Below are 16277 nucleotides of genomic sequence, written 5' to 3' on the forward strand. Positions count from 1 at the left end.
TACATTATATCTATACTAATTTTCTCATCGCATGAATTTGGCCAAGGTGATAGGCTTCATGGAATAGTGCCATGTTGGCTAGCTCTCCAAAAGTCTCCAGACCCAGGAATGGCTTCTTGAGCTTTTCTTCCAGTATTGAAGCAGGCACTTCCTTGATCCTTCCCAGCTGAGCTCTCAATTGGTCAGTCAATACCTCAACAGAAGGAACATCTCCTGTCCACTCGGATGGTCGGGTACCATTTCCGAATAACTCTATGTAGTTCGCAGGAAGATGATTTGATTTTTTCGGGAATCCCATCATGAACTGTTCAGTAACTGTCAGGACATGCCCTATGTGCCAGTGGATGTTATTGTTGAAGCCTTCTGGCTGCACACTTGCCTGTTCAGCAGTGATACCCTCAATGTTTTTTAAAAAAGAACCTCTCGTTAATTCAAACTGCTTAAATAAAAGCTCGCTCATATTTCCCTTCCCCTTTCCAGCTTGTACTTCGTCCTATATTTATTCTATATATTCCCAATATATGCAGCAAGGAAAAAGACAGATTTTACAAATACCCCTAAATGTATTTTATTCCAATAAAGGAAATTCATTGACAAAATTTGTTCAAAACATTATGGCTGATATGTGTCTTCACAGTTTTTTCACAGATTTCCATACATTGCTTTGATATCTTATAAGTGTAATAATAATTCATTTTTGAAGGGAAGCGATTTAGATGTTCGCTAAATGGTTAAGAGAAAACAATATTGCTGCTGGTCTGTTGACTGTGATTCGTGTTTGGCTGGGTTACAATTGGATGACTGCTGGATGGGGAAAATTAACTGGTGAAGGATTCGACGCAACTGGATATTTAAAGAATGCTGTTGCCAATCCAGTAAAAGGTCCAGACGGAAATGCAGTATATGGCTGGTACGTGAACTTCCTTGAAAGCTTTGCACTTCCGAACATTGAATTATTCAACTTTATCGTACCGCTAGGCGAATTCCTTGTTGGTCTTGGTTTAATACTTGGAACACTGACAACTGCTGCCATGTTCTTCGGCCTGGTAATGAACTTCAGCTTCTTCCTTGCTGGAACTGTATCTCATAACCCAACTGACATCTTCTTCGGCTTCATCATCCTGTTCGCTGGTTACAACGCTGGCAAGTACGGCTTGGACCGCTGGGTGGTTCCTTTCATCCGCAAGACTGTTTTCAAACAAACACCAGAAGCTGCACATAAATCTGCTTAACAATATAGATAATGCCCTCCACCATTAGGCAGAGGGCATTTTTTACATAGATTTCTCCTCAATTGTTTTGAGCATGATCTTTTTCCTGAAGCCGCCGCTGCGAGTCTTCTTAAGCTGGCGCATGAACTCCAATTCAGATTCCGTAATGCCTCGATGATCGGCAATCGCATATACCACTTCAAGCAAGTCAACGACCTCACTCAATAGCCTGTCTGTTCCAGTATTTCGGAACTTCTCAACTTCCTCATTGAACTTTTCCATAAGTTTTTCACTATATTGACTTCCATCCAAAATTTCAAATTCTACATTTTTTCCTTTTTCCTTCATCAAATCTGGAAAATAGTCTCTAACAAGCTTGTTATATTCCTTTTTCTCCATGTGTCGATTCCCCTTTAGCTGTCCTATTGATAAACATAACCTTTATTCGAGAGGTTCAAACACTTTTTAAAACAGGTTTAGGGGACTTCCAAAATAAATAGAGTAATAGAAAAAGCCTGCGGACCGGTCCACAGGCTTTCAAAGTCAATTTTCACACTACATAATCTTCTGTTAATTTACTGCAGGCATTCGATAGATTTTGCAAACATTCCATCCTTAGCTTCTCGTCACAGATAAAATCGTTCCGAAGCTCTTCTTCCAGCTTCATTTGGATTTGCTGGATTTCTTCCCGAAATTTCTCGCGTTTTTCGATCTCTGTTAAGTGAAATTCAATTTCCTGTTCAAAATACTCTACCGTTCCAAATAAAACAGTCAACGATTCCTCCACCTTCCGTAAAATTTTAATCCTATGTGATAAAACCAAACCTGCCAAAAGGATTATTTTATTTCGTCCTGTCAAGTTACTTAAGTATTATTTATCCTTTCTCGCAATCGGCAAACGTGAATTTCAGGTCTTTTTGCAATATTGAGCAGAAAGGGACATTCCAAATAAAAAAAATCCCCAAAAAGATGGCGGATTTTTTTCGACAAGTGGTAAAACAAACCTTTTACCTATCTTTTTATTTGCATCCGATCTTTTTTGGCAACCCGACGATCATAGCGAAACGCCTTAGACTCGTGGCTTTGCGTCCTTACCTTTCGATAAGTTTGCCTTTTTCAGTTCTACTAAAAATATAAATCTTTAGAACCATTTATTCAACAAAATTCGCCAATTAATTACAAATATAAGTCTATTTTCCTATAAAAGATTGTTAAGAAAACTTTTCGGCGATAGTTTAATAGTCGCGGATTGGTAGACAAGGCTTTGTGGAAAGGCAGGGCCGGTTAGGATTCGATTGTTTTAACAATGTAATATAGCAGCAATCTCTATGTAAAATTCACTTGCTAGAATAGAGAGAAGAAGCTTTATTACAGGCGAACGGCAGGAGGATCCGTATGGAACAGCATGTTAAGATGTCGCTAGATGCATGGAAAGCAGAGATTGAAGAAATTCTCAAAGAGATTGATGCGGAATATGAAGAAGTGAAGAATGAGCTACAGGTGTATACATATAAATTCAACATTACAAAGCAGGTTGTTCAGTCAACCGTTAATCCCGATTTGAACAGGAAGATTCGCGAATTGTACCATCAGCCATTTGAGGAGAAGTTCAATGATCTGAAGGAATATATCAAGGAACTGGAAGAGAAAAAAAGAGTCTTCCAAATGTTCACCGATAAAATCGACAAAGTCACTGAAAAAGAAGAAACACCACATTTTGCAGTTGCTCAATCGGAGTAAAATGAAAGCCTGGCTGATGATAAATATCAGCCAGGCTTTTTTGTTTTATTTCTTCCACCATGAATCAAACATGGATGCGGGCACATGCCGTTTATGCTCTGATGTAAGATATCTTTTCTCAATTTTTGCTGCATCTGCTTCGTCAATTTGCTTTCCTTCCAGGTAATCATCGATTGCTTCATAGCTCACACCAAGCTCGGTTTCATCTGCCTGGAGCGGCTTGTTGTCCAGAAGGTCAGCCGTCGGCTCTTTGAGGTATAATCTTGGTTCTGCATTCAATGCTTTGAGCAGTTCCCTTCCCTGTCTCTTGTTCAATCCGGTTAGCGGCAGCAAGTCAGCTCCGCCATCACCGAATTTTGTGAAGAATCCTGTCACGGCCTCAGCGGCATGGTCGGTACCAATCACAAGCAAACCTTCCTGACCGGCAATCGCATATTGCGTGATCATCCTCATCCGTGCTTTTGCGTTACCTTTGTTAAAATCGGTCATTTTATCACCAATAGCATCCTCAAACTGCGTGTTAAAAGTGTCTACCGCTGGCTGGATGTTGAAAGTGATCGTTTTATCAGGCTGGATGAACTTCAGCGCTTTCTGTGCATCATCTTCATCCTTTTGCACTGAGTACGGAAGTCTTACTGCAACGAATTTGGCATCAGTACCCTCCGAACGCAGTTCCTCGGCTGCGAGCTGTGCTAATCTTCCGGCAAGAGTTGAATCCTGGCCTCCACTTATTCCAAGAACGAATCCTTTTGCTTTTGAAACTTGTAAGTACTCCTTGAGGAAGTCAATTCTGTTCCTGATTTCCTCCTGAGGATCAATTTCCGGACGGACATTCAACGCTTCTATAATCTGTTTTTGCAAGCTCATAATAAACCTCCTAAATCACTATTAACTATTCATCATGCTCTTTTGCTAATTCAGGTTAGAACACCATTATAAAAAGAGCATATCCCTTAAAAAGTTTAAAGTCCAGATGTTGGTCAGGAAATCTCACATCACGATTAATAGGTTCACGCTTTATTTTACCCAATAGCTTGTTGTTCGTAACATTTTGTCCTGCTAGATTTTTTTGCTAGACTATAACTTATACTATAAAAGCTTAATCAAAATGGAGGCATTCACAATGGCAGCTAATCAAAAATTTACAGGCTATTTTGGTACATACACAAAAGGTGATAGTGAGGGCATCTATTCTTTTACACTGGATGCAACCAATGGAAAAATCGTTGATGTGAAGGCGGCAGCAGCGCTTGAAAACCCTACCTACCTGACAATCAGTGAAAATAACCGCTTCCTATATGCAGTGGCAAAGGAAGGAGGAAATGGTGGCGTGGCTGGATTCAGCATTAAGGATTCAGGACAATTATCGTTCATTAATACCCAGCTTTCCGCAGGAGCATCTCCATGCCATGTGAGCGTGAACAGAGAAAACAACCTGCTTTTATCTGCGAATTATCATAAAGGATCTGCAGATTCGTATCTGATAAACCCTGAAGATGGCAGTATTAAGGAACTTTTATCAAGCGCTGTACATGAAGGCTCAGGTCCTGATGAGCGTCAGGAAAAAGCGCATACCCATTATGCCGGCTTTACTCCTGATGGGAAGTACGCAGCAGTCATCGACCTTGGAATCGACCAGTTGATCACTTACTCCCTGGATAACGGGCAGTTGATTGAGAAAAGTGTATTGGATGTAGCGCCTGGAAGCGGTCCAAGACACCTTGTTTTCCATCCGAACAATAAAATTGCCTATATGATGACAGAATTCAGTTCAGAGGTTCTTGTATTAAAATATAATTCCGAAGATGGCAGTTTTGAACAGCTTCAGGCCATTACCACTCTGCCAGCTGATTTCACTGAAAACAACCAGGGAAGCGCCATCCATATTTCCTCTGACGGGAAATTCGTCTACGCTGCCAACCGCGGCCATGACAGCATTGCTATTTTCCAAGTGGATTCTGAAAGCCACAAGCTAGCATTTGTCGGACATACCTCGACAGAAGGAAATTGGCCAAGGGATTTTGTGCTAGATCCAACTGAGAACTTCCTGATTGCAACAAACCAGAATTCCAGCAATGTTGCGCTATATTCTCGTAATCAGGAGACAGGCAAATTGACGCTGCTTCAATCAGATGTCAAGGTTCCTGATCCAGTATGTGTTAAGTTTTTGAATTACTAGAAAAGGAAAGGAAGGTGCCGCCTGTGCACCTTCCTTTTATTTGTCACTCGGGAACCGGACTCCCATTTGCTTTCTTGCTTCATCGAGTATGGCCATCGTAATTCTTGAATTTTCAAGCGAGTTATTGGCAGATTCCTGCTTGCCTTGCTGAATCAAACTGATGAACTCCTCAGCTTCATAAAACATATTATCAGCAAGCTGCTCTCTTGATAGATCTTCCGTTTTTCCATCACGATAAATGATTTCCACTTTTTCAGGTGTACTGATTTTATCAATCCTGATGTTGCCATCCTCGCCGTGGATTTCAGATGGAAGCGTTGAATCGGTAATTTTCGAGAACATGATGACAGCATCCATTTCATCGTATTTCAATATCAGACTGCCTTCCCCATCCACCCCTGACTCGAGAACATATCCATTAGCCTGAACCGATTTTGGCTCTCCAAACAAGACTACTAGCGGATAGATGCAATAGATGCCGATATCCATTAAGGAACCTGCCGAAAATTCCGGGTTAAAGGCATTCAGCACTGTGCCCGCTTTATATTTGTCATAACGGGAAGAATACTGGCAATAGCTTGCAAAGTACCTTCTCACCTTGCCGATTTTATCAATATTCTCCTGGACAGATTTAAAGGTAGGCATGAGGGTTGATTTTAACGCCTCCATCAAAACTACCTGATTTTCCCTTGCAGTCTTTATCATTCGTGAAAGCTCATTGCTATTTGACGCGATTGCTTTTTCACATAACACATGCTTGCCATTCTCCATGAATGTGATTGCCTGGCTCGCATGCATGGAATTCGGGCTGGCGATATAGACTGCATCAATCCCATCGCTTTTTGCCATCTCTTCTAAATCAGTAAAAATGGTATTCACTCCGAGTTTTCCAGCAAACTCCGCAGCACGATCCTCTGTCCGCGAATAAACTGCCGCAAGCTGAAAGTCCTCATGATGACTAGCACCTTTTATAAAAGCTTCTGTAATCCAATTCGTTCCTATCACACCGAAACGTACCATGTTGTTCACCCTTTCAAATATCAAAAGCTGCTGGCAAGGCCCGCAGCTTCTTTTTTCATCTTATCGAAAAGGGAGCTCGATCACAAACTTTGTCCCTTTTCCACGCTCGCTTTCAACGTTAATTTTTCCATCGTGCATCTGAACCAGCTGTTTGACGATAGACAAACCAAGTCCAAACTCACCAAACGGATTACTTGTCCTTGAGATGTCCGCTTTGTAAAAGCGATGCCAGATTTTTTCGATTTCTGCTGGTTCTATTCCCATTCCGGTGTCCTCGATTTCGATTATCGTATTGCTTCCATCCAACCTGCCACGAAGCCAGATTGTCCCGTTTTCAGTGAACTGGATACTGTTCTTCGTAATATTGATAAGAATCTGGACGAGACGGTCATAATCGGCATATACCATTGCCGATTCATCCGCTTCGATTTCAATCTGGTTATGCCGCTCATCCGCCTGCAATCCGAGCTGGTCCTGGATGATTTCCAAAACCTCAATCAATTCAATATTTTCTTTAAAAAGCTGGACCTGATTTGAGCGGATTTTATCATAGTCGAGATTTTCATTTACCAGTCGGATAAGCCGCTTCGTTTCCTGGCTGACCAAATTGATGCCGCGCTCCTTTTCAGCTTCCGGAATCATATTATTTCTTAACCCTTCAATGATACCGCTGATTGTCGTAAGCGGTGTCCTCAATTCATGGGAAACATCCGACATGAACTTGCGGCGCCTGTTTTCCAGATTTTCGATCTCAGATTTTGATTCATTAAGCTTGCTTACCATACTGTTAAAATCATTCGCCAATTCCCCGATTTCGTCGAAGTCAGAGGACGGAACTTTTATCGTATAATCCCCTGCCGAAACGACTGATGTTGCTTCCTGAAGTTTTTTGATCCGATTGACATGGATGCGCGCCAGCACCCAGCTCAGCAGGAACGATACGGCGAGCGCAATCAGCATTGTATAAAATAAGTTCTTATTGATTTCCGTGATCATTTCCCTTGTCCCACTGATTGGTGAGGTGAGCAGAATGCCGCCAACGAAATTTCCGCGATCCACATAGGGCAGAACAACAAGGGTCACGGCTCTGTCATAACGTTCGAGATCATAATTTTTAACAATCGGCGTTCCTTTCGTAAGCTGGCTCCACTCACTCTCCGTTAATTCAATCGCCGGTCCTCTCCATCTGATTGGATTGAGGAGCTGGATATTTTCATCGAACACACTGAATTGGATATCCCGGCCGAAAAGAACCCGGGCATATTGATTGATTACCTGATCAGGGCGTTCTCCTCCCCGGTCGAGATCACGGAGAATATTCTCTCCGTATGAAATCAGCTCTTCAGTCTTGTTTTTATAAACCAAAGTTTCCACATACTGTGTGAAAACAAGGCTCAGGATGAGGAAAGCAACGATGATGATGCTAATATGGCTGATGAACTGCTGGTAAATATACTTAACTTTCATGCCCATCAACCGACTCATCGAATTTATAGCCGACGCCCCACACAGTATGGAACAATGGCTGTTCAGGCGTCCCAACCTTTTTCCTCAGACGCTTGATATGGACATCTACAGTACGCTCATCTCCGTAAAACTGATATCCCCAAACACGTTCGAGTAGCTGCTCCCTGGTGAAAACCTGGCGGGGATGCTGGGCAAAAAAGAGAAGCAGGTCAAATTCCTTCGGCGTCAGGTTAGTAACTGGTTTGCCAGCCAGCGTCACTTCACGTGTTTCCTTATTGACTTTAAGCAGACTTGTCCCAACTTCACTGTTCTCTTCTGGCTTTTGCTTTTGATAGCGGCGGGCAACAGCCTTAATCCTCGCCATCAAAGCCAGCGGGCTGAAGGGCTTTGTCACATAATCATCCGCACCCATTTCCAGTCCGAGCACCTGATCCGACTCACTATCCTTCGCCGTCAGCATGATGATTGGCACATCACTGCCCTCCTGCCTGATCTTCCTGCACAGCGTGACCCCATCCATCCCCGGGAGCATCCAGTCGACAATCAGCAGATCCCAATCTTCGCTTTTAAAAGCCTCATAACCTCGGAAGCCATCATTCACAAACCTTCCTTCGATTCCCTCTTTTAAAAAGAACATCTCGATCATCGCGCAGACACTTTCATTATCCTCTATGACTAATATTTTCACCGCAATCCCCTCTATTTCTCCTTCTGTATGTGCTAATGTGACGATAATTCCTGCTGCTCCTTCTTTATCCGCACATTAGAGCCATTTATGTGACGATAATTCCTGCTGCCTCTTCTTTATCCGCACATTTCAGCCGTCAACCTGTTATCTGTTATATTCTAAATTATAGCGGAATTGAGCTGGAATCAACTTTTTTAATAATTTTTACAGATTATTTAATCATTTGGTCATAGTTTGTTCATGTTTTAAGAGTGATGTGTGTTTGCTAATTTATAGATAGTTATTCCTTTTAATCATAAAAAGAAAACCAGCTCATCAACTGAGCTGGCTCTAGGGTCATTAGTCTTTTTTTACAGGTAGGCCTTCTTGTTCCCAGGCGGAGTAGCCGCCTTCGAGATTGACTACGTCTTTGTAGCCGTTTTTCAGTAACAGGCTTGTGCCGATTGCGGAGCGCGCGCCTGACTGGCAGTGTGCGATGATTTTTTTGTCTTTAGGAACCTTGTCCAGGTTTTCAGTCAGGTTTCCGAGCATCAGATGGTGGGCACCTGGAATATGGCCGCTATCCCACTCACTCTGGTTGCGGACATCGATGACGAAATAGTTTTCGTCTTCCATCAGTTCTTTTGCCTCGCTGGCAGATACAGTTTTGTATTCTTCCAGCTGACCGCCAAGTTCTTTCGGGTCCATGTAACCAGTTACCTGGTCAAGACCAATCGACTGCAGGGATTTTTTAATATCAGGAAGCTTTTCAGGATCAGCAATCAGCACGATGTCCTGATCATAGCTTAATAGCCAGCCTGCCCAGTTCGTGAAGGACTTATTATATGGAATATTGATTGTTCCCTCTGCATGTCCCTCCGCGAACTCACCTGCCGGCCGGGTGTCGACAACTGCTGCATTGCCAGCGTCAGGTAATGACACCTTAGGGGTTTCTTCACGACGCAACAATTCTGGTCCAACTTTATTGAGCTTTTTCATCTCGGCAAAGTACTTAGGAGGTTCTGGCTGGCCTGCAAGCAGCTCTTCTACGAACTTTTCCTCCTCATTGATTTGGAAAGCCCAGTTAAATTTTTTCTCATAGCCTAAAGTGGACATTGGAACAGCGCCGAGGGATTTTCCGCATGCACTGCCTGCGCCGTGAGCTGGCCATACCTGCAGGAAGTCCGACAGCTTTTCCACTTTGCGGAGTGATTCGAACATCTGTCGTGCCCCTGATTCAGATGTATCTTTAATGCCTGCCGCTTTTTCCAATAGGTCTGGTCGCCCGACATCGCCTACGAACAGGAAGTCACCGGTGAAAATGCCCATCGGTTCATTAGCACCGCCGCCCTTGTCAGTCAATAGGAATGAGATGCTTTCCGGTGTATGGCCCGGCGTGTGTATAACCTCAAAATAAATATTGCCAATGTTAAAAGTCGAACCCTCAGTCAGCAATTCATGCTCATACTGATCGACATATTGATACTTCCAGTCTTTATCACCTTCGTCTGATACATAAAGCTTAGCGCCATGATGGTGGGCAAGCTCCCTTGCACCAGAGCGATAGTCTGCGTGAATATGAGTTTCTGTTGCGGCTGAAATATTGAAGCCTTCTTTTTCCGCGATATCAAGGTAAGGCTGGATATTTCTTGCCGGATCAATGACAATGGCCTCACCCGTCCTCTGGCAGCCTATTAAATAAGACATATGTGCTAACTGATCATCAAAAAAAGATTTGAAATACATAGCGATTCCTCCTGCATTTTTTGTTTTCATAGGTTCATGAAGACTATACTTCTTTATACCCTGCACCATATTTTTTAAAAGCATTAAAATATGCCAGTGGGCGCTGCCTTAATTCCAATATATACCTATAACTGTATTTTACTTTGTATCGCCCTTTGCTTCAAATAAAAAACCTGCTCCGGTATGGAACAGGTCTAATTTCTCACAGTTCTTCTTCCCATAAAAATATACAAGATAATCGAGATTGAAACGGAAATGGCTGAGGCAATGTAGATGCTCCCATATCCAAGCCAGTGACCGATTTGCCCAAAAGCCATTGCCCCGACGCCAACGCCTAAGTCGAAAAAGGAGAAGAAGGTTGCGTTCGCCATTCCCTTGCGATTCATTGGCGCATCCTGGACGGCCCATGCCTGCAGTGCCGGCTGGACGGATCCAAAGCCGAATCCATATAACCCCGCGGCGATGAACATAACTAGGCTATTCGGCAGCCATGCCAGCAGGATCATTGCGATCATGATTAATAAAGTCCCTGGCAGGAAAACCGCGCCGTGGCCTTTTTTATCATAGAGCTTGCCGGCAAAGGACCGTGACAGCATTAGAGCCATCGCAAAAATAAAAAAGTACCACTGGATTCCTTCAATACCTTTCTGGGCGGAATAGAGTGGTAGAAAGGATGCGATTCCTCCAAAAGTCACCGTGATGAACAAGAGTAATAAAGATGGCTGCAAAGCAGATTTCTCATATACATCCCATTTGCGCCGGTCAACTTCCCTCTCGCTTTTTTCAACTGTTTTATACGTGATCCTTGATGCTAGTACGAAAGCTGTCAGGCCGAGAAAGGCACTACCTAAAAACAGCTGTTTAAATGTAATGACTTCAGCTAGTGCCAGTCCGAGAGTCGGGCCCATCGCAAGCGCAACGTTTCCGGAGAGCCCAAAATAGCCCATCCCTTCCCCTCGGCGCCGGGGTGGGATTAAATCAGTAGCAATTGTGCCAGAAGCAGTAGTAGAAAAACCCCAGCCAACTCCCTGCACTACCCTCATTAAAAACAAGAAGGCGATGCTGACTGCAAACCCAAATGAGCCCACCGATATCACGAATATTGCCAGGCCTATTAAGTAAACAAAGCCTCTCCCCTTTGTTTCAAGCATTCTCCCTGCGAAAGGGCGGACAAGCAATGCTGAAAAAGTGAAGATCCCGACGACGAAACCAATCAGCTGGTCATTTCCACCCAGCTCCTCCACAAACAATGGTATCGTCGGCAATGTCATTTGAAATCCAAGGAAAATAAAAAAGTTAGCAAGGAAAATGAATAAAAAGTCCTTGCTCCAGATTTTCTCAGTGCCCGGGTTTTGTTGAGTTGCTCCTGATTGTTGATCCATCTGTTTTCATCCTTTCTGTTAGGCGCTTTGCTTAGGCACTGTAGCCGACATTTCCTCTTTTCAGGGTTCGTGTTCAACAATCCGTCAATTTGTTGTAGCGTTTTTGTGAACAGATTCACAAGTCGCTCATTTTTATTTCGGATTCTGATATATTGTAAGTGTAATCAATAATTACTTATTTTTGAAGGGAAGCGATTTAGATGTTCGCTAAATGGTTAAGAGAAAACAATATTGCTGCTGGCCTGTTGACTGTCATTAGGGTTTGGCTCGGATATAACTGGATGACTGCTGGATGGGGAAAATTGACTGGGGAAGGCTTTGATGCATCAGGATATTTGAAAAATGCTGTTGCCAATCCGGTAAAGGGTCCAGATGGAAATGCAGTTTACGGCTGGTACGTGAACTTCCTTGAAAGCTTCGCGATTCCGAACGTGGAATTGTTCAACTTCATTGTGCCACTGGGTGAATTCCTTGTCGGTCTTGGATTGCTCCTTGGAACTCTGACAACTGCTGCTATGTTCTTCGGTCTAGTGATGAACTTCAGTTTCTTCTTAGCCGGAACAGTATCTCACAACCCAACTGACATCTTCTTCGGATTCATCATCCTGTTCGCAGGCTACAACGCTGGTAAATACGGCCTGGACCGCTGGGTTGTACCTTTCATCCGTAAAACTGTATTCAAAAGAGAAGCTGAAACTGCGCATAAAGCAGTTTAACTTAAATCATTAACAGAGAGCCCGGCATATGCCTGGCTCTTTTTTGTTATCGGCTTTTCTGATTTTTAAATGGTTTCATTTTTTGTTATGAGCTTTTCTGATTTTTAATCGGTTTCATTTTTCGTTATCAGCTTTTCTGATTTTTAGTCGGTTTCATTTTTCGTTATCAGCTTTTCTGATTTTTAGTCGGTTTCATTTTTTGTTATCAGATCTTCTAACGTTTTGATTGGCTCTTTTTTCGTTATCGGCTCTTTCTGGCATTTTAACTGGCTCTTTTTAGTTATCAGCTCTGCCTGGTGATTTGATTGCTCTTGCCAGTATCTCCCCTGCCTGATATCATGACTGATTCCTTTTTTCCGTAATCAACCACTTGTACTCCTCCCGATTTTCACGTTTATCCTCCACATCTCTTTCTCTCACCTTTTTTACCGTTATCACCTTCGCCAAGTGTTCAAAATCCTGACAATATGTTTTAGCTAATTTGTGAACAAAGACTTCCGGCCCGCATTTAAATTTAAAAAGCCAATATATTGTAGTGTAATCAAATAATAATTCATCCTTGAAGGGAAGCGATTGATATGTTCGCAAATTGGTTGAGGGAAAACAATGTCGCCGCCGGAATTTTGACTTTTATACGTATTTGGCTAGGTTACAACTGGATGGTTGCTGGATGGCATAAAATGACCGGGGATGGCTTTGACGCAACTGGATATTTGAAAAATGCCGTCGCCAACCCGGTAAAAGGTCCTGATGGAAACATGGTTTATGGCTGGTATGTCTCTTTTCTGGAAAACTTCGCGCTGCCGAACATTGAGCTTTTCAACTTCATAGTACCGGTCGGTGAATTCCTTGTCGGTTTGGGACTCATCCTCGGCTGTCTGACAACTGCTGCCATGTTCTTCGGTTTACTGATGAACTTCAGCTTCTTCCTTGCCGGAACTGTATCCCACAATCCAACAGATATTTTCTTCGGATTCATTATCCTCTTCGCTGGTTATAATGCAGGCAGATATGGATTGGACCACTGGGTAATACCATATATTCGAAAAACTTTCTTCAAAAAGAAAACAGCCACTAAATGAATTGTCAGCCTCCTGTGCTTTTGCAGGAGGCTTTTTCTATTCCTTGTCCCAATAGGAAAACTTAGCTATAATTTTACATAGTATGCCTACTAGAAAAGGAGCGAATCCTTTGTTCAATTTCGATGAGATAGAAACTCACCAACTTTTAAATAAAATCAATGAAAATATCTTAATCGCTAATGAAGATTACAAAATCGTTTTTATCAATGATCCGGCGATGCAATTATTGGCGCAAATTGGCCCTTATGTAGGAATCAATGATCCAGTGGAATTTATCGGTAGAAATTTGGGAGAGTTCCATGGCAGCCGTCAACAGAATATCCTGGCCGGAGGAAACTTCCCTCATTCTGCTAGCATTACCTTGTTCAACAAATTCTCGGCTGAGATTATGGTGGATCGACTAACCAACAATGAAGGCAAGGAAAGCGGATTTATCCTTACTTGGAAAGATGTAACCGAATTTGAAGAAACACTGGAGGAAAACAGGAAACAGCTTCAAATTCTTGATATGCCTGTCATCCCGCTGTCAGTTGACACTGCTGTGCTTGTTCCGGTTATGGGGAAATTGACTGAAGATCGATTGGAACTGCTGGAGGAAAAAATCCTCACACACAGCGCCCAGCAAGGAAATCAATATGTCATTTTTGACTTTACCGGTGTTTCAGATGAACTGGATGCACCAATCGCGTTCCGTCTGCAGCAGGTCATCAATGCCCTGAAGCTTATGGGGGTGCAATCGATTTATGTAGGAATACGTCCAGAAATGGCTAAATCAATCGTACTGAATGGTTTGCTCGTTGATGTACCGACTTTCAATACATTTGTACATGGCATCCGCTATGTGTGGAAAGAAACTGGATTTGAACTTGTGAAAATTGGTGAATAAGGAAAGGCTTGGTCAATGGGACCGAGCCTTTTATTTTATATCGATGGAAGTTCAGAAACTGTTCTGTCATTCACTTCATCACCGGTATTAAGGGTTGATTTGGGTTCAAAGAAGATGACATGCACTTCTTCTTCAGCAACAGGGAGATGTTCTACCCCTTTAGGGACGATCATAAATTCCCCTTCGTTCAGGTGTACATCTTTATCCCTAAACTTTAGAAGCAGCTTGCCTTTCATGACGAGGAACATCTCATCTTCACGTTCATGTTTATGCCAGATGAATTCACCTTTCAGTTTGGCGAATGTAACATGCATATCATTGATCTCTCCGGCGATTTTCGGACTCCAATAGTCACTAAAAAGCGAGAACTTTTCGCTGATATTTACTTTTTCCATTTTGGCAACTCCTCCTATTGTCGGTAAGGAAAATCTGTATGAATCTCCCAATACTTCGTGACTGTATTTCCCGTTGTAAAAATAAAGCCAATCTGCACTTTTTCCTTTTCATTTTCAAAGGTCAAGATTCCTTGCGGCAAGTAATCATATGTAAATCCGTTATCATACTTAAAAGTTCTTGGGCTTTCATTAATGGCTGAGATGATTTTGCCAATCTCGTCACGGTCATTTATTACCAGGATGGTTGTGCCTTCCATGCCGCTGACTGTCAATTTGTCATAGTCACCCGAGAGGATTTTGTGTTGATTAGCCCAATATGCTGTTAAAAGGACGACACTCACTAGAATCAAAAATACATTTATAAGCTTTTTTCTTTTAGCCATGCCTACCCCTCCCATTTTCATTTTCCCATTTAGGAAGGTAAAAAAAGACCAATCACGAACGGATTGGCCTTTTGTTCCTTTTTTATATGACCAAGAGCTTAAAGATCGTCAAACCAATCCCAATCAGGAAGCCGCAGACGGCACCGTTCACCCTGATCCATTGCAGGTCTTTACCGATATTGTTTTCCATCATATCAATCAGTGTTTCCGTATCAAGCTTGTCTAGGTTCTCACGGACAAGCTTGCCAATTTTAGAATGATTTCTTTCAATCAGGCCTGCGATTTTGGCGTGGAGCCAGCTTTCGATTGCCGCTACCTTACCCTCATCTTCTTTGATCTCTTGTATGAACCTTTTCACCACTGGAGTAACGGTATCATCAACAAAACTGTCTGCTTCGATAAAAGCAATGGCACGGTCCTTTGACTTTGCCAATACACTCCTGATTTGTCCGGTTAAATCCATATCCTCGACCATCTTGTTTTTCCATGCCTGGATTTCGGACATTAATGCTTCACGCTCATTTATGCTGCCGAGTTCTTTGCGGATTTTCTCAAGAATCATATGGCGGTAGCGATTGTCTTCCTGCTGCAGGTTTTTCATTCTTTTTAAAATAAACGACTGCAAAATGTTGCCGACTTTTTCTTCCGTGATCATATTGCTGAACGATTGAATCGCGAATTTCAAAAGACCATCTGCTTCGGTTGTATCAATTGCCTGCTTCCCCAGTTTCCCAAGGACCATTTTCGCTTCATCCTGCGACGCCCATTTTTCTGTCTCGATCAGCACATAATTGAATGCTGCCGCATCATATTCTTTCGCCAATACGTGGCTGGAGGCTTTTTGCAGAAGATCGGAAGTATCAGCCGATAGCAGGAAACCTTTGATTTCTTGTTCAATTGTTGGCGCAAACCTTTCTACATCTATCTTTTTCACAACATCCAGGCCGAATGACTGGATGCTCTGCTTAACAGACTCAGAATGCAGTTCCTTCTCAACCGTTTCAAAAATTTTATCCAGGATATGAATCTGCTTGAATTTCTCCATGATGCTCTCTTTCGTGAGCCAGTCATTTTCAAGCATATTGATTAACGCGCGCGTTACTTTATCACGGTTTTTCGGCAAAAGCGCCGTGTGAGGAATCGGGATCCCCATCGGATGCCTGAATAGTGCTGTTACAGCAAACCAGTCCGCAAGCCCTCCGACGAGCCCTGCTTCAAATCCGCCCATCAGCAGTTTGCCGATCAGCGAACCCTGAAACGGCATCATTGCGAGGAACCCCGCACCCATAATCGCCAGCGATATAGCCGCCAAATGTCTAGATCTCTTATCTCGTTTTTCCATATATCTCCCTCTGTTACTGTTAGATTGATTCCAAATGGCATTCCATTACCTTTGAAAGCCC

At 42.8% G+C, this 16277-nt stretch carries 18 protein-coding genes and 1 riboswitch; of the genes, 6 read left to right on the forward strand and 12 right to left on the reverse strand.

Going from position 1 to position 16277, the window contains the following annotated elements:
• Nucleotides 1-10: 10 nt before the first annotated feature.
• A complete protein-coding gene (locus J7E32_RS17705; RefSeq protein WP_214910050.1) occupies nucleotides 11-460 on the reverse strand; it encodes a DinB family protein in 450 nt (149 codons plus the stop codon).
• Nucleotides 461-716: 256 nt separating this feature from the next.
• On the opposite strand from J7E32_RS17705, the gene J7E32_RS17710 reads away from it, so the two are divergent.
• Nucleotides 717-1232, forward strand: coding sequence for a DoxX family protein (locus J7E32_RS17710; RefSeq protein WP_214776475.1), 516 nt, complete (start codon nucleotides 717-719; stop codon nucleotides 1230-1232).
• Nucleotides 1233-1274: 42 nt separating this feature from the next.
• On the opposite strand, the gene J7E32_RS17715 is transcribed toward J7E32_RS17710, so the two are convergent.
• Together J7E32_RS17715 and J7E32_RS17720 are read right to left on the reverse strand one after the other, a co-directional pair.
• Nucleotides 1275-1610: a nucleoside triphosphate pyrophosphohydrolase gene (locus J7E32_RS17715; RefSeq protein WP_214910051.1), complete on the reverse strand. Its 336-nt coding sequence runs from the start codon at nucleotides 1608-1610 to the stop codon at nucleotides 1275-1277.
• Between the two features lie 151 nt (nucleotides 1611-1761).
• On the reverse strand, nucleotides 1762-1986 hold the full coding sequence (locus tag J7E32_RS17720) for a hypothetical protein (protein ID WP_214910053.1): 225 nt from the start codon (nucleotides 1984-1986) through the stop codon (nucleotides 1762-1764).
• A 263-nt stretch (nucleotides 1987-2249) separates the two neighbouring features.
• Nucleotides 2250-2333: riboswitch (cyclic di-GMP riboswitch) on the reverse strand.
• A 273-nt stretch (nucleotides 2334-2606) separates the two neighbouring features.
• On the opposite strand from J7E32_RS17720, the gene J7E32_RS17725 reads away from it, so the two are divergent.
• Nucleotides 2607-2951, forward strand: a complete 345-nt coding sequence (locus J7E32_RS17725; protein ID WP_214910055.1) for a hypothetical protein — start codon at nucleotides 2607-2609, stop codon at nucleotides 2949-2951.
• Nucleotides 2952-2996: 45 nt separating this feature from the next.
• Here the strand turns inward: J7E32_RS17725 and nadE are convergent, their stop codons facing one another.
• Nucleotides 2997-3818: an ammonia-dependent NAD(+) synthetase gene (nadE, locus tag J7E32_RS17730; RefSeq protein WP_214910062.1), complete on the reverse strand. Its 822-nt coding sequence runs from the start codon at nucleotides 3816-3818 to the stop codon at nucleotides 2997-2999.
• Between the two features lie 256 nt (nucleotides 3819-4074).
• On the opposite strand from nadE, the gene J7E32_RS17735 reads away from it, so the two are divergent.
• Nucleotides 4075-5130, forward strand: a complete 1056-nt coding sequence (locus tag J7E32_RS17735) for a lactonase family protein (protein ID WP_214910064.1) — start codon at nucleotides 4075-4077, stop codon at nucleotides 5128-5130.
• A 36-nt stretch (nucleotides 5131-5166) separates the two neighbouring features.
• Here J7E32_RS17735 and J7E32_RS17740 read toward each other — a convergent pair whose 3' ends face one another.
• From J7E32_RS17740 to J7E32_RS17760, 5 genes are all read right to left on the reverse strand, one after another.
• Nucleotides 5167-6150: a Gfo/Idh/MocA family protein gene (locus tag J7E32_RS17740; RefSeq protein ID WP_214910066.1), complete on the reverse strand. Its 984-nt coding sequence runs from the start codon at nucleotides 6148-6150 to the stop codon at nucleotides 5167-5169.
• A gap of 60 nt (nucleotides 6151-6210) precedes the next feature.
• Nucleotides 6211-7617, reverse strand: coding sequence for a sensor histidine kinase (locus J7E32_RS17745; RefSeq protein WP_214910392.1), 1407 nt, complete (start codon nucleotides 7615-7617; stop codon nucleotides 6211-6213).
• Nucleotides 7607-8305 carry a winged helix-turn-helix domain-containing protein gene (locus tag J7E32_RS17750; protein WP_214910068.1) on the reverse strand — a complete coding sequence of 233 codons (699 nt, stop codon included), beginning with the start codon at nucleotides 8303-8305 and terminating at the stop codon, nucleotides 7607-7609. The genes J7E32_RS17745 and J7E32_RS17750 overlap by 11 nt, the downstream gene beginning before the upstream one ends.
• 339 nt (nucleotides 8306-8644) lie before the next feature.
• Nucleotides 8645-10030: an MBL fold metallo-hydrolase gene (locus J7E32_RS17755; RefSeq protein ID WP_214910076.1), complete on the reverse strand. Its 1386-nt coding sequence runs from the start codon at nucleotides 10028-10030 to the stop codon at nucleotides 8645-8647.
• A gap of 194 nt (nucleotides 10031-10224) precedes the next feature.
• A complete protein-coding gene (locus J7E32_RS17760; protein WP_214910077.1) occupies nucleotides 10225-11412 on the reverse strand; it encodes an MFS transporter in 1188 nt (395 codons plus the stop codon).
• A gap of 200 nt (nucleotides 11413-11612) precedes the next feature.
• Between J7E32_RS17760 and J7E32_RS17765 the strand changes: the two genes are divergently transcribed.
• From J7E32_RS17765 to J7E32_RS17775, 3 genes are all read left to right on the forward strand, one after another.
• Nucleotides 11613-12128: a DoxX family membrane protein gene (locus J7E32_RS17765; RefSeq protein WP_214910085.1), complete on the forward strand. Its 516-nt coding sequence runs from the start codon at nucleotides 11613-11615 to the stop codon at nucleotides 12126-12128.
• Nucleotides 12129-12706: 578 nt separating this feature from the next.
• A complete protein-coding gene (locus tag J7E32_RS17770) occupies nucleotides 12707-13210 on the forward strand; it encodes a DoxX family protein (protein WP_214910086.1) in 504 nt (167 codons plus the stop codon).
• Between the two features lie 82 nt (nucleotides 13211-13292).
• Nucleotides 13293-14096, forward strand: a complete 804-nt coding sequence (locus J7E32_RS17775) for an STAS domain-containing protein (RefSeq protein ID WP_214910093.1) — start codon at nucleotides 13293-13295, stop codon at nucleotides 14094-14096.
• A gap of 35 nt (nucleotides 14097-14131) precedes the next feature.
• Here the strand turns inward: J7E32_RS17775 and J7E32_RS17780 are convergent, their stop codons facing one another.
• The 3 genes from J7E32_RS17780 to J7E32_RS17790 form a co-directional block, all read right to left on the reverse strand.
• Nucleotides 14132-14491, reverse strand: coding sequence for a cupin domain-containing protein (locus J7E32_RS17780; RefSeq protein ID WP_214910095.1), 360 nt, complete (start codon nucleotides 14489-14491; stop codon nucleotides 14132-14134).
• A gap of 14 nt (nucleotides 14492-14505) precedes the next feature.
• Complete coding sequence (locus J7E32_RS17785; RefSeq protein ID WP_214910096.1) at nucleotides 14506-14874, reverse strand: hypothetical protein; 369 nt, start codon at nucleotides 14872-14874, stop codon at nucleotides 14506-14508.
• An 82-nt stretch (nucleotides 14875-14956) separates the two neighbouring features.
• The gene (locus J7E32_RS17790) at nucleotides 14957-16216 is read right to left on the reverse strand and encodes a DUF445 domain-containing protein (RefSeq protein ID WP_214910098.1); all 1260 of its coding nucleotides are present in this window, start codon (nucleotides 16214-16216) and stop codon (nucleotides 14957-14959) included.
• Nucleotides 16217-16277 lie beyond the last annotated feature (61 nt).

Source organism: Bacillus sp. ISL-55, from assembly GCF_018613155.1.
GTDB lineage: Bacteria > Bacillota > Bacilli > Bacillales > Cytobacillaceae > Mesobacillus.